Below are 13,389 nucleotides of genomic sequence, written 5' to 3'. Positions count from 1 at the left end.
ATTATGGTTTACTAAATAGATTAATTATGATTAAATGGTTTTAACTAAACATTAGTAGGAAGATAAATATGATTGAAAATATAACCGAGCTACAAGTCAAAGATGCCATACAAGCATTCTTGACCGCTCAATACGATAAGAAAACGGAAAAAGAGCATAAGCAACTCGCCAAAGCCATTGAAGACAATGACGTAGCAAAAATTGCTGAACTCAATGCGTTTTTACAACCGTTTAAAGATAAATACCAAAAAGCCAATTGGCTTATTGAAGCCCAGAAAATGGCAGAAAACGTCCAAGTCGGTACGCACGTTTCTAAAGGCGTACACCCCAGCTCTCGGGGCGATAATGTCAATTTTCGTCAAGCCGTTCAAAACAGTTATGTGAATACCCAAACACTGGCTAGTCGATTTTTGGATGCCAACAGCCCCCGTGGGGCGATTGACTTGCCGTTAGTGACTTTTTTTGAATGGGAAGTCGTGGCGGGTTCGGGCATCAAAATGCGGGATGTTATTTTGCAAAATTCGCCAGCAGTTGCCCATAGTTTTGCCGACGATGAAGCATTATCAAAGCATTATCAGCAAGCCTTTTTGGATTGCTTAAATAATCAAATTAAAGCACCCAAAACCCATGAAACCAATAAACAAATTTTATGGGCGTTGCCACAGGATGAACCCGATAGCGATAATTATGTGACTTTAGTGCCACTTTATCCTTCTGTTTTGACCCATGAAGTTTTTCACAAAATCAATCAAAACCGCTATTCAGATGACAATAAAACCGCTCGGGATAATCGCAGCAAAAAAACTGCCGAACAAAAACCCTATATTACGATGAAAGATTTGGCAACGGTGCAACTGGGTGGCACAAAACCCCAAAATGTCAGCCAACTGATGAGCAAACAAGGCGGTCGCAACTATCTACTACCGTCAGTGCCACCGCTTTTCCGCCAGTCGCAAGATATCCGAATTTCGCCTAATGCTACCAGTATCTTTGCTACCAAAGCCTTGCAATACAAAGCCAAAGAAGCACTCAATGCCTTGTTTACCCTGATTAAAACCGATTACAACAATGTCAATATCCGGGATGCTCGTAAAGCAATTTTGTCTGACATCGCCTATCAAGTGATTAGCTTAGGTGAAACCTTACAAACCATCCGTCCAGCAGGTTGGACAAAGGATTATCATAATTTATCGATGAACCAAAAATACTGGCTTGACCCACATCGAGCGGATTTGGAAGGCGAAGAAAATTTTAAACAGGCACGAGAAAGCGAAGACTGGCGAACCGCCATTGAAGTCGATTTTGCTAACTGGCTACAAGGCATTTTAAAAACAGAATTTAAAGCTTTTGCCCATGATTTTGCTGACCCAGAGCATAATGAATGGCGAAGTGAAATAGCAGATGAGATTAAAAAAGCCTTAAGACTAGGCAAAGGGGGCTTAGCATGAGTTTTATTTATCCAAATTTACACTGCGTGGGCTATCTGTGCCTAAATCGTATTCAAATCAGCAATGCCAATGCCATTTCTAGCCCACTCACTTATGGCTTCCCTGCGGTAACAGGCTTTACAGGGGCAATTCATGCGTTAAGCCGAAAAGTGAGCCGAATTGATGGTTTAGAAGATATTCGCCTTGATGGGGTGCTAATTGCTTGCCATGAATGTCAGCCACAGACCTATCGTGAAAGCAGTTATAAAGATTTTACCTTTATCCAAACTCGTAATCCGCTCAAAAAAGACGGCAAAACCGCTTCAATTATTGAAGAAGGGCGTTGTCATTTGACGGTTTCGTTAATTGTTGGGGTTTATTCCGATAGCCTTTTCTTCGATGAAGATGATGACCAAATCGACTTATTGCAACAAACAGTAAAAAATTTAATCCAACAACAACGCATTGCGGGCGGTAGTGTTATCGGCTTGAATAAGTTTGCGCCAGTCAGTTTTCGTGTAAAAGAAAAAATTTCTGAATTTACTGACAAACTGTTACCTGCGTTTGTCTTGACCGATGCACACGACGATTTACAAACCATCACCGCAGGACTCCAAACAAAAAATCCCGAAGCCACTGCCTTGGATGCGTTACTTGAAACCGCCACGCTTCATCATGTGCCAAGCGATGCACAAGGCTCAAGTTGGACGGTTGAATCGGTTAAAAAAGGACGGGGATGGCTTGTACCAATCCCTGTTGGCTTTCAAGGGATTTCACCACAGTTTGATGCATGGCAAATGCAACATAGCCGCAACCCTGAATATCCCAGTCAGTATGTCGAAGCCATCTATAGCCTTGGCAAATGGGTATTCCCCTATTCAATCGCTGAGCTTAGTACCGCCCTTTGGTATCAACAGTATGATGCCGAGCAGGATTTATATTTAGTCAGTCATAACGTTTAACCTTTAACTCTAACCTAAGTTTCACGCCATTTATAGGAGAATTATCATGGCAAAAACTGAACTAAAAACCGCATCCGTATTGGCATTCGAGCGTGTCTTGGATATTTCCGACGCTTCTTTTTGGCAAAAAGACAGCCAGAATGCCGACAGCCAAGCCAGTATCGTCACCGTGCAAGAAAAATCAGTGCGTGGCACGATTAGCAATCGCTTAAAAAATGCTGTTGCTAATGACCCTGCCAAACTTGATGCCGAAACACAAAAAGCCAATCTACAACGTGTCGATTCAAGTAGTCTTGATGAAAGCAACGATACCTTAATCGCTAAGTTCACTTGTAAAGTATTGCCATTTACAGGTAAGCCCAATGTGTGTAACGACCAAGATTATCAACAAGCCTTATTGGCAGTGGTTGCTGATTATCAGCAAAGCCAAGGCGTAAGTGAACTCGCCAAACGCTATGCTACCAATATTGTCAATGCCCGTTGGCTATGGCGCAACCGTGTCGGGGCAGAAAAAATCACTGTCACAGTGCGTTTTAATCAACAGACTTTAACCTTTAATGCCAAAGACTTTGCATTAAATGCATTTAATGCTGATGACAAAAACTTAGCCCAACTTGCCCAATGGATTGAACAAGGTCTGACAGGACAAGCCTTTGTGATTTTATCCATCGAAGCCCAAGCCCACGTTGGCTACGGTCAAGAAGTCTATCCATCACAAGAGTTGATTTTGGACACAGGTAGTAAAAAAAGCAAAGTGTTGTACCGTGTTGGAGACATCACCAAAAACCACGCAGGGATGCACTCGCAAAAAGTCAGCAATGCCATCCGTACCATTGACACTTGGTATCCCGAATATGAAGACAATCACTTCCCGATTGCCATTGAGCCGTATGGGGCGGTGACGACCTTGGGTAAAGCGTTCCGTCAACCAAAACAAGGCAAGGATTTTTATAACCTATTTGATAAATGGGTATTAAAAGGCGAAAAACCCGAAGTTAGTCAACAGCATTATGTGATGGGCGTGTTAATTCGTGGCGGTGTCTTTGGCGAAAGTGGCAAGGAGTAAGCGATGAATTTCTACCAAGAAATCACGCTAATACCCGATGCCGAGATTTCACCTTATTTCTTATGGAGTAAGGTTTACACTCAGCTTCATATCGCCCTTGCCCATGTCAAAAATCAACATGGCGTAGACGGTATTGGTATCAGCTTTCCTAATTACAAATATGAAGAGAAAGACGGCAAAACCTTCGCCACACTCGGCAACAAACTACGCATTTTTGCCAATACTGGCGATGAACTCGACAAATTGGCATTGCCTGTGTGGCTTGATCGGTTGATCGATTATGTGCATTTGACCAGTATCAAAGAAGTGGGCGATAAAGCAACAGGTCATGTCATTGTCAGACGCTATCGATATAAAGACTTTGACAAAAAGGTGTCGGAATTTGCCAAGTTTAAAGGCATTAGTGAAAAAGACGCATTGGCTCATTGTCTTGAGCATAAACGCCCTATCAAACGCTATCCTTTTATCAGCTTAAAAAGTGAAACCAACCAGTCTGATTACAGATTATCGATTTGGCAAGAAACCGCCAATGAAGCTAAAACAGGCAGTTTTAATACTTATGGCATCAATAATATGTCAAATGACGTGACCGTGCCTAATTGGTAAGTTATAGTTGAATTATAAAGTAAGGGTGAATAACCCTTATTTTTGACTCAATAAAAATAGGTATAAATTTCAATCAGTTATATCTAGGCAAAAAATGTAGGGTAAGAAGGGTATTTTTACTTGGTAAGCCTTGCTATAACTGCTTTTTTTGGGATAAAATTCCTCTTCACCGCCACATAGGCGGCTTAGAAAAAACTACGGCATATCTGTCAGTAAAGACGCACCTTCACCGCCACATAGGCGGCTTAGAAAAACGCAAAAGCCACTTGCCTTAATTGAGTACTCTTCACCGCCACATAGGCGGCTTAGAAATGTGCGTGATGAATACGCCATTGCAAAATATGCTTCACCGCCACATAGGCGGCTTAGAAAGTGCTGCAAAGCCTGTCATCTATCTTTCGTGGCTTCACCGCCACATAGGCGGCTTAGAAAAATTTCGCGCTCAACTGAAGACATACGATAAACTTCACCGCCACATAGGCGGCTTAGAAATGGCGCAAAAAAAACCGCGTTTGTGGTATCTACCTTCACCGCCACATAGGCGGCTTAGAAAAATGCCACAAATGGAATCAACAGACATAAGTTCTTCACCGCCACATAGGCGGCTTAGAAACCAAAGAGGATTCCCCCGCCCCATTGTTAGGGCTTCACCGCCACATAGGCGGCTTAGAAAGCTACGATTGTTAAGTTTGATGTTACTTATTCCTTCACCGCCACATAGGCGGCTTAGAAAAATGCAGGTTAGGCAATTAGTCGACTATATGACTTCACCGCCACATAGGCGGCTTAGAAAAGGAGTGCGATAAACTACTATAATAAACACAACTTCACCGCCACATAGGCGGCTTAGAAATGGGAGCGGCAAAACGCTTTATGCTGTTTCCCCTTCACCGCCACATAGGCGGCTTAGAAACCACAACATTACTAAGATTATCCGGTGACAAACTTCACCGCCACATAGGCGGCTTAGAAAGCCGCTCTGCTCACTAATTTAACCTCGGTTAAGCTTCACCGCCACATAGGCGGCTTAGAAAAGAGCCAGGGGAACAAAAACCGCCTAAATTATCTTCACCGCCACATAGGCGGCTTAGAAATGGTCGATTATCATTGTGATTATGTGTTTTATCTTCACCGCCACATAGGCGGCTTAGAAAAGGCGTTTAAATGACCCTCCCAACCCAAACGCCTTCACCGCCACATAGGCGGCTTAGAAAAATCCAGGGCCGCAACTTGCCCAGGGGCAAGGCTTCACCGCCACATAGGCGGCTTAGAAATTTGGTGGTGGTTGCACCGCTTACAATAAATACTTCACCGCCACATAGGCGGCTTAGAAACAATGAAGCAGCTAGTTTTATAATCGGATTTACTTCACCGCCACATAGGCGGCTTAGAAATAAGTGAAAAATCGCCAACATATCCGCAGATACTTCACCGCCACATAGGCGGCTTAGAAACACGGGTGATACAAAACAGAAGTGCCAATAGTCTTCACCGCCACATAGGCGGCTTAGAAAAAAAATACATACCAAAGGCAGTAACTAATCTTCTTCACCGCCACATAGGCGGCTTAGAAAAGCCGCATCGACCTTTTCACCAACCGCATCAACTTCACCGCCACATAGGCGGCTTAGAAAAGACGGGGTCAAGGTCATCCCACTGGCTGAAGCTTCACCGCCACATAGGCGGCTTAGAAAAGTTGGAAAAAAAGGGATGGGTGGGTACGTGCCTTCACCGCCACATAGGCGGCTTAGAAACAGACCATCACGCGCTATTTGCTTGCTCAGATTCTTCACCGCCACATAGGCGGCTTAGAAACAAGCGAACACACTGACATTCTGGCAAAAGCACTTCACCGCCACATAGGCGGCTTAGAAATGCAGGCGGTGTGGTCGTCATCGGTACAGGCTCTTCACCGCCACATAGGCGGCTTAGAAATTTGGATTCGACTTCATGCACAGCACGCATGGCTTCACCGCCACATAGGCGGCTTAGAAAACCAAAGGATGTCATCATAGCGGCGTGTCAGCCTTCACCGCCACATAGGCGGCTTAGAAAAATACAAAGATGAAGGCACGCAACTTGACACCCTTCACCGCCACATAGGCGGCTTAGAAAGTGCAAAAGTGATGCGAGAACGTCCAGACCTTTCTTCACCGCCACATAGGCGGCTTAGAAACAAGTAAGGGATTTGTGCATTAATATTGTCATCTTCACCGCCACATAGGCGGCTTAGAAAAAAATGGAAACCAAAATCCTACGGTCTTGAAGCTTCACCGCCACATAGGCGGCTTAGAAATGCACCCAAACCTAAAAGCACGTGTCCTACGCCTTCACCGCCACATAGGCGGCTTAGAAAGCTAATCCCCGCGGCTAGTGTGCCTTCAATCCCTTCACCGCCACATAGGCGGCTTAGAAAAGCGAGATTGATAAAAACGCGATTAAGTGCAGCTTCACCGCCACATAGGCGGCTTAGAAAGTGATATGGGCTTCAATCAAGATTATCAGCGACTTCACCGCCACATAGGCGGCTTAGAAAAGTAGGCGTTTGGATGCTCGAATGGGTCGGGGCTTCACCGCCACATAGGCGGCTTAGAAAACTTAGCCCACTTAATGACCTCTTTTTGCTCTCTTCACCGCCACATAGGCGGCTTAGAAAGCGTTACTTTTGGCGCGTGCTTAAAAATGATTCTTCACCGCCACATAGGCGGCTTAGAAATACAAGTAAAAAAGCAGGACAGCCGACAAAGTCTTCACCGCCACATAGGCGGCTTAGAAAACTGGCAGCAGTGCCTATAAAATTAATGTATCCTTCACCGCCACATAGGCGGCTTAGAAAATCATCAGCGAGTTTAAAAACAACATAGGCGTCTTCACCGCCACATAGGCGGCTTAGAAACAATAAAAAAGCTAAAAAACTCTTTATAATTTCTCTTCACCGCCACATAGGCGGCTTAGAAAGGGAATACCAGCCCCATTATTAACTACACTCACTTCACCGCCACATAGGCGGCTTAGAAAACAAAAATTAGACCAATCAAAAAGCGTAAATTCTTCACCGCCACATAGGCGGCTTAGAAAACTTGATACAGATGAAACGGTAGCCACCAATGCTTCACCGCCACATAGGCGGCTTAGAAAACAAACCCCACAAAATCAGAAATAGATACATCCTTCACCGCCACATAGGCGGCTTAGAAAAGACGATTATCCATCACTTCACATTCAAAAATCTTCACCGCCACATAGGCGGCTTAGAAAAACTTGCCGATTATCATTAAACCGTTAGACATCTTCACCGCCACATAGGCGGCTTAGAAAGCTTCGAGTGATGATATCCACCCCGTAAAGCCCTTCACCGCCACATAGGCGGCTTAGAAAAATATGTCGCTTTCATCGATGTATGTTTCCGCCTTCACCGCCACATAGGCGGCTTAGAAATATAAGCGCAGCCATTTCTATCCCCACTATCTCTTCACCGCCACATAGGCGGCTTAGAAAATTTCGCCAAACACTGGGGCATCTTGCCCTGCCTTCACCGCCACATAGGCGGCTTAGAAATGTTGGCGGGCTTGTTCTTGTCCGGCCAACATCTTCACCGCCACATAGGCGGCTTAGAAAAATTCGTAAGCGTTCACGTCGCTGTCGTAATTCTTCACCGCCACATAGGCGGCTTAGAAACCGTGGAAGCGATTGTCCACAGTCACCCAAACCTTCACCGCCACATAGGCGGCTTAGAAAACGCGGCAAAAACTGGTGGCGGCATGATTTACCTTCACCGCCACATAGGCGGCTTAGAAAATAGACATTGTGACCTTGCAACAGTTTAAGCGCTTCACCGCCACATAGGCGGCTTAGAAAAAGCACAGATAAACCGCGATGAATATAATCATCTTCACCGCCACATAGGCGGCTTAGAAAAATCTATAAAATCACAAACTTTAGTAGCCCATCTTCACCGCCACATAGGCGGCTTAGAAAATTTTTTTTGTGATTTCTTTTGTTGACTCTTTCTTCACCGCCACATAGGCGGCTTAGAAAAGCATGACGGTGCTTTTCAAGGCTTTTAACCCCTTCACCGCCACATAGGCGGCTTAGAAAGCATATCCTAGCCTTTGCAAGTACCTAGACTTCTTCACCGCCACATAGGCGGCTTAGAAACATTGACCTTTTCCATGGCCGTTAGCGGCAGTCTTCACCGCCACATAGGCGGCTTAGAAAAATAGCCGTGCAAAATTTACAGGTCATTAAAGCTTCACCGCCACATAGGCGGCTTAGAAATAGTGTTTGATTAACGATATAGTCAAGTGGTGCTTCACCGCCACATAGGCGGCTTAGAAATAGCATATCTCTATCAGCTTCAAGCTCTATATCTTCACCGCCACATAGGCGGCTTAGAAACTTAGTCCCTTTGAGTGGTGGAGTACAACCCTCTTCACCGCCACATAGGCGGCTTAGAAAGACAAGACGCACAGTAAAACCCTGCTCGGTTTCTTCACCGCCACATAGGCGGCTTAGAAAAACAACACCAACAACACCAACAACGCCAGATACTTCACCGCCACATAGGCGGCTTAGAAATTAACCAAATCAACTTTACAATCTGCAACAACCTTCACCGCCACATAGGCGGCTTAGAAATTGTAGCCCAGACCATAGCCCCAAGTCATCAACTTCACCGCCACATAGGCGGCTTAGAAAAATCGCCACCACGTCGGGGACGATTTGGCGGACTTCACCGCCACATAGGCGGCTTAGAAAGTTTGGCATAGCAACATCACCCAATAACTGCACTTCACCGCCACATAGGCGGCTTAGAAACCGTGGAAGCGATTGTCCACAGTCACCCAAACCTTCACCGCCACATAGGCGGCTTAGAAAACGCGGCAAAAACTGGTGGCGGCATGATTTACCTTCACCGCCACATAGGCGGCTTAGAAAATAGACATTGTGACCTTGCAACAGTTTAAGCGCTTCACCGCCACATAGGCGGCTTAGAAAAAGCACAGATAAACCGCGATGAATATAATCATCTTCACCGCCACATAGGCGGCTTAGAAAAATCTATAAAATCACAAACTTTAGTAGCCCATCTTCACCGCCACATAGGCGGCTTAGAAAATTTTTTTTGTGATTTCTTTTGTTGACTCTTTCTTCACCGCCACATAGGCGGCTTAGAAAAGCATGACGGTGCTTTTCAAGGCTTTTAACCCCTTCACCGCCACATAGGCGGCTTAGAAAGCATATCCTAGCCTTTGCAAGTACCTAGACTTCTTCACCGCCACATAGGCGGCTTAGAAACATTGACCTTTTCCATGGCCGTTAGCGGCAGTCTTCACCGCCACATAGGCGGCTTAGAAAAATAGCCGTGCAAAATTTACAGGTCATTAAAGCTTCACCGCCACATAGGCGGCTTAGAAATAGTGTTTGATTAACGATATAGTCAAGTGGTGCTTCACCGCCACATAGGCGGCTTAGAAATAGCATATCTCTATCAGCTTCAAGCTCTATATCTTCACCGCCACATAGGCGGCTTAGAAACTTAGTCCCTTTGAGTGGTGGAGTACAACCCTCTTCACCGCCACATAGGCGGCTTAGAAAGACAAGACGCACAGTAAAACCCTGCTCGGTTTCTTCACCGCCACATAGGCGGCTTAGAAAAACAACACCAACAACACCAACAACGCCAGATACTTCACCGCCACATAGGCGGCTTAGAAATTAACCAAATCAACTTTACAATCTGCAACAACCTTCACCGCCACATAGGCGGCTTAGAAATGTTGGCGGGCTTGTTCTTGTCCGGCCAACATCTTCACCGCCACATAGGCGGCTTAGAAAAATTCGTAAGCGTTCACGTCGCTGTCGTAATTCTTCACCGCCACATAGGCGGCTTAGAAAATGAAATAAACACAGACGCTTTGCAGTCGTTTCTTCACCGCCACATAGGCGGCTTAGAAAATTCAAAGGACTGCCCCTGTGGGTCTTCGGTCCTTCACCGCCACATAGGCGGCTTAGAAAAAAATGACCGATGACCAAATCAAAGCATTTGGCTTCACCGCCACATAGGCGGCTTAGAAAGTACTCGCAATATGCGCGAATCGGTTACAGCCCTTCACCGCCACATAGGCGGCTTAGAAAAACGCCAGTAACTTTATCGCCCACAGTGGTAACTTCACCGCCACATAGGCGGCTTAGAAATTTGTTAAAATTTTTCAGTAATTCAGCGAATACTTCACCGCCACATAGGCGGCTTAGAAAAAAGCAAAAAAAACAAGAGAATTAATTAATGACTTCACCGCCACATAGGCGGCTTAGAAATAGGTGTTAAGTCAACACAATGCAGTTAAAAACTTCACCGCCACATAGGCGGCTTAGAAATAGTAATTATCCTAAGTATTTAGGGGCTTTGGCTTCACCGCCACATAGGCGGCTTAGAAATAGTGGTACTGCTCGTTTTTGTACTGATTCGTTCTTCACCGCCACATAGGCGGCTTAGAAAAATAAGCCACAACGACCTTTTTGCAATACCTCACTTCACCGCCACATAGGCGGCTTAGAAATTTTCTTTTGCCTGTTGTTGCTTGTCCTCTGACTTCACCGCCACATAGGCGGCTTAGAAATAAGTAGTAAATGGCGTTTGCTACTTAGGTGACTTCACCGCCACATAGGCGGCTTAGAAATGATTTTGTTTCAGGTGAATATGATTTTGATTCTTCACCGCCACATAGGCGGCTTAGAAAATCGTCAAATTTTAGACGAAAACCAAGAAATGCTTCACCGCCACATAGGCGGCTTAGAAAGTTGCAAATAAGATTTATGACAATGCAAAAACCTTCACCGCCACATAGGCGGCTTAGAAAGAGAGCGTGATTAACTGGCGCACCGAGAATGACTTCACCGCCACATAGGCGGCTTAGAAACTGCATCGACAACATGGTCAACACCACTGGACCTTCACCGCCACATAGGCGGCTTAGAAAAAGCGAGGTGCAAGATGAGCAAAACCACGATACTTCACCGCCACATAGGCGGCTTAGAAAAGTAAAAAGGTTATTAAAGATGGCAAAATCTACTTCACCGCCACATAGGCGGCTTAGAAAATGATGTTGCTCATACAACCAAACGTGCTTTACTTCACCGCCACATAGGCGGCTTAGAAAATGAAATCGTCAATGAGTCCTGAGCAATACAGCTTCACCGCCACATAGGCGGCTTAGAAAGCAGACGAGCCGTTAAATGACGGCTTAGTCGAACTTCACCGCCACATAGGCGGCTTAGAAAATCAAAACGCTGTTTGACCGACTGCGTTTGTGCTTCACCGCCACATAGGCGGCTTAGAAAAGTGATTGATGATAAACGCCCAAAGAATATGCCTTCACCGCCACATAGGCGGCTTAGAAATCAAGATGGCCAGTTTCAAACAATCGAAGCATCTTCACCGCCACATAGGCGGCTTAGAAATAAAATATATTTTGGCGGCAGAACTGAATGTTCTTCACCGCCACATAGGCGGCTTAGAAAAAAGTTGCTACCAACAACAATGGCTTTCTAAACTTCACCGCCACATAGGCGGCTTAGAAAAGTACCCGCTTTGGTTGACTTGACTTCGCTACCTTCACCGCCACATAGGCGGCTTAGAAATTGCTCCTCGGTCAAGCTATGGCCAGTAAGCGCTTCACCGCCACATAGGCGGCTTAGAAAGGATTTAGTAAGGGTGCTACAGGTGACGGTGCCTTCACCGCCACATAGGCGGCTTAGAAAAGCCCAAACACAACAAACTGCATCGACACCAGCTTCACCGCCACATAGGCGGCTTAGAAAATTCCCAGATTTTGCCATTTCATAAATTTTACCTTCACCGCCACATAGGCGGCTTAGAAATTTTCCCCCTTAGAAGTCCTATCTTTTTTTAACTTCACCGCCACATAGGCGGCTTAGAAAAACAGTAGTACAATATGGCGTAGGGTCAGTTTCTTCACCGCCACATAGGCGGCTTAGAAAATACAGCTCATCGGTGTTCTTGTTGCGGGCAACTTCACCGCCACATAGGCGGCTTAGAAATCATCTATGGCACCTTAGCAGCAGACACTACGCTTCACCGCCACATAGGCGGCTTAGAAATCAATCGATGCAGTTTCAGCATCAAAGATTTGACTTCACCGCCACATAGGCGGCTTAGAAAATTCCGGAGTTTGGTTAGAAAAGTCGACATTGCTTCACCGCCACATAGGCGGCTTAGAAAAGTAAGTTAAATCCCGCGAATGGTTTATATACCTTCACCGCCACATAGGCGGCTTAGAAATTCATCAAAGTAAATAGCACCTTCAACCGCAGCTTCACCGCCACATAGGCGGCTTAGAAATTCAACCGCAGGCAAACACCTACCTTCCCAAACTTCACCGCCATATAGGCGGCTTAGAAAGACTCTATCATGAGTCGGTGAAGTGTGAGATACTTCACCGCCACATAGGCGGCTTAGAAATTGCAAATCTGAAACCGCAAAACGGCTTCGTACTTCACCGCCACATAGGCGGCTTAGAAACCAATTAAAGCGTAATGGCTGGATATCATCACCTTCACCGCCACATAGGCGGCTTAGAAACGTAAAAGCGCCGCCGACCCATACAACAGCATCTTCACCGCCACATAGGCGGCTTAGAAAAACATGGTTTAATGCACTTGTTTGCGCTTGTGCTTCACCGCCACATAGGCGGCTTAGAAAAATGAGCCAAGCCGACCTGTGCATGATGAATACTTCACCGCCACATAGGCGGCTTAGAAATGCTAGTTGCTGCTAGTAGGGTTTTTTTATGCCTTCACCGCCACATAGGCGGCTTAGAAATTAGACAAGCAATCTAGTTAGCTGCAACAAGACTTCACCGCCACATAGGCGGCTTAGAAAATTCTAAAGTACTCAGCTACTACCACATAGGCCTTCACCGCCACATAGGCGGCTTAGAAAATCAAACCGCGTTTGTTTTAGTACATCCTCGACTTCACCGCCACATAGGCGGCTTAGAAAACTCGTAGATTTTACCGTTTAGCCGTTGATGCCTTCACCGCCACATAGGCGGCTTAGAAAATCAAGTTTTGTTGACATGGCAGACTGGTTGCCTTCACCGCCACATAGGCGGCTTAGAAAGACGAGAAAACATTACTACAAGGTGGCTAGACCTTCACCGCCACATAGGCGGCTTAGAAACGTATGACAATGAACGCCACCAATTTAACACTCTTCACCGCCACATAGGCGGCTTAGAAAATACTCGATATCAAGCTTGGTCGCTTCAATCACTTCACCGCCACATAGGCGGCTTAGAAATAAACA

Annotated in this window: 4 protein-coding genes and 1 CRISPR repeat array; all 4 genes read left to right on the top strand. The window is 45.7% G+C overall.

Translation table 11 applies throughout. The features are described from left to right. The first annotated feature begins 68 nt into the window (after positions 1 to 68). From csy1 to cas6f, 4 genes are read left to right on the top strand one after another with little or no spacing between them, the layout of a single operon-like run. Positions 69 to 1,448 (top strand): type I-F CRISPR-associated protein Csy1, encoded by a 1,380-nt coding sequence (gene csy1 / locus RTS09_RS08795; protein ID WP_099808535.1) that lies wholly within the window; start codon positions 69 to 71, stop codon positions 1,446 to 1,448. After that, positions 1,445 to 2,389: a type I-F CRISPR-associated protein Csy2 gene (gene csy2, locus RTS09_RS08790; RefSeq protein WP_099808536.1), complete on the top strand. Its 945-nt coding sequence runs from the start codon at positions 1,445 to 1,447 to the stop codon at positions 2,387 to 2,389. Before csy1 ends, csy2 begins: the two co-directional genes overlap by 4 nt. 46 nt (positions 2,390 to 2,435) lie before the next feature. Then, positions 2,436 to 3,455 (top strand): type I-F CRISPR-associated protein Csy3, encoded by a 1,020-nt coding sequence (gene csy3 / locus RTS09_RS08785; protein WP_095356842.1) that lies wholly within the window; start codon positions 2,436 to 2,438, stop codon positions 3,453 to 3,455. Between the two features lie 3 nt (positions 3,456 to 3,458). After that, complete coding sequence (gene cas6f / locus RTS09_RS08780; protein ID WP_095356841.1) at positions 3,459 to 4,061, top strand: type I-F CRISPR-associated endoribonuclease Cas6/Csy4; 603 nt, start codon at positions 3,459 to 3,461, stop codon at positions 4,059 to 4,061. 164 nt (positions 4,062 to 4,225) lie between these two features. After that, positions 4,226 to 13,383: direct repeats of the CRISPR family, unit length 28 nt; unit sequence CTTCACCGCCACATAGGCGGCTTAGAAA. Positions 13,384 to 13,389 lie beyond the last annotated feature (6 nt).

Source organism: Moraxella sp. CTOTU47618 (genome assembly GCF_032017425.1).
GTDB classification, from domain to species: Bacteria; Pseudomonadota; Gammaproteobacteria; order Pseudomonadales; family Moraxellaceae; genus Faucicola; species Faucicola tetraodonis.
Note: the sequence above shows the minus strand (reverse complement) of the source record. Positions and strands in the feature narration are given on the sequence as shown.

Excerpts from the sequence above, each read along its gene's own strand:
- csy1 (WP_099808535.1), top strand. The coding sequence starts at position 69 with ATGATTGAAAATATAACCGAGCTACAAGTCAAAGATGCCATACAAGCA.
- csy2 (WP_099808536.1), top strand. The coding sequence starts at position 1,445 with ATGAGTTTTATTTATCCAAATTTACACTGCGTGGGCTATCTGTGCCTA.
- csy3 (WP_095356842.1), top strand. The coding sequence starts at position 2,436 with ATGGCAAAAACTGAACTAAAAACCGCATCCGTATTGGCATTCGAGCGT.
- cas6f (WP_095356841.1), top strand. The coding sequence starts at position 3,459 with ATGAATTTCTACCAAGAAATCACGCTAATACCCGATGCCGAGATTTCA.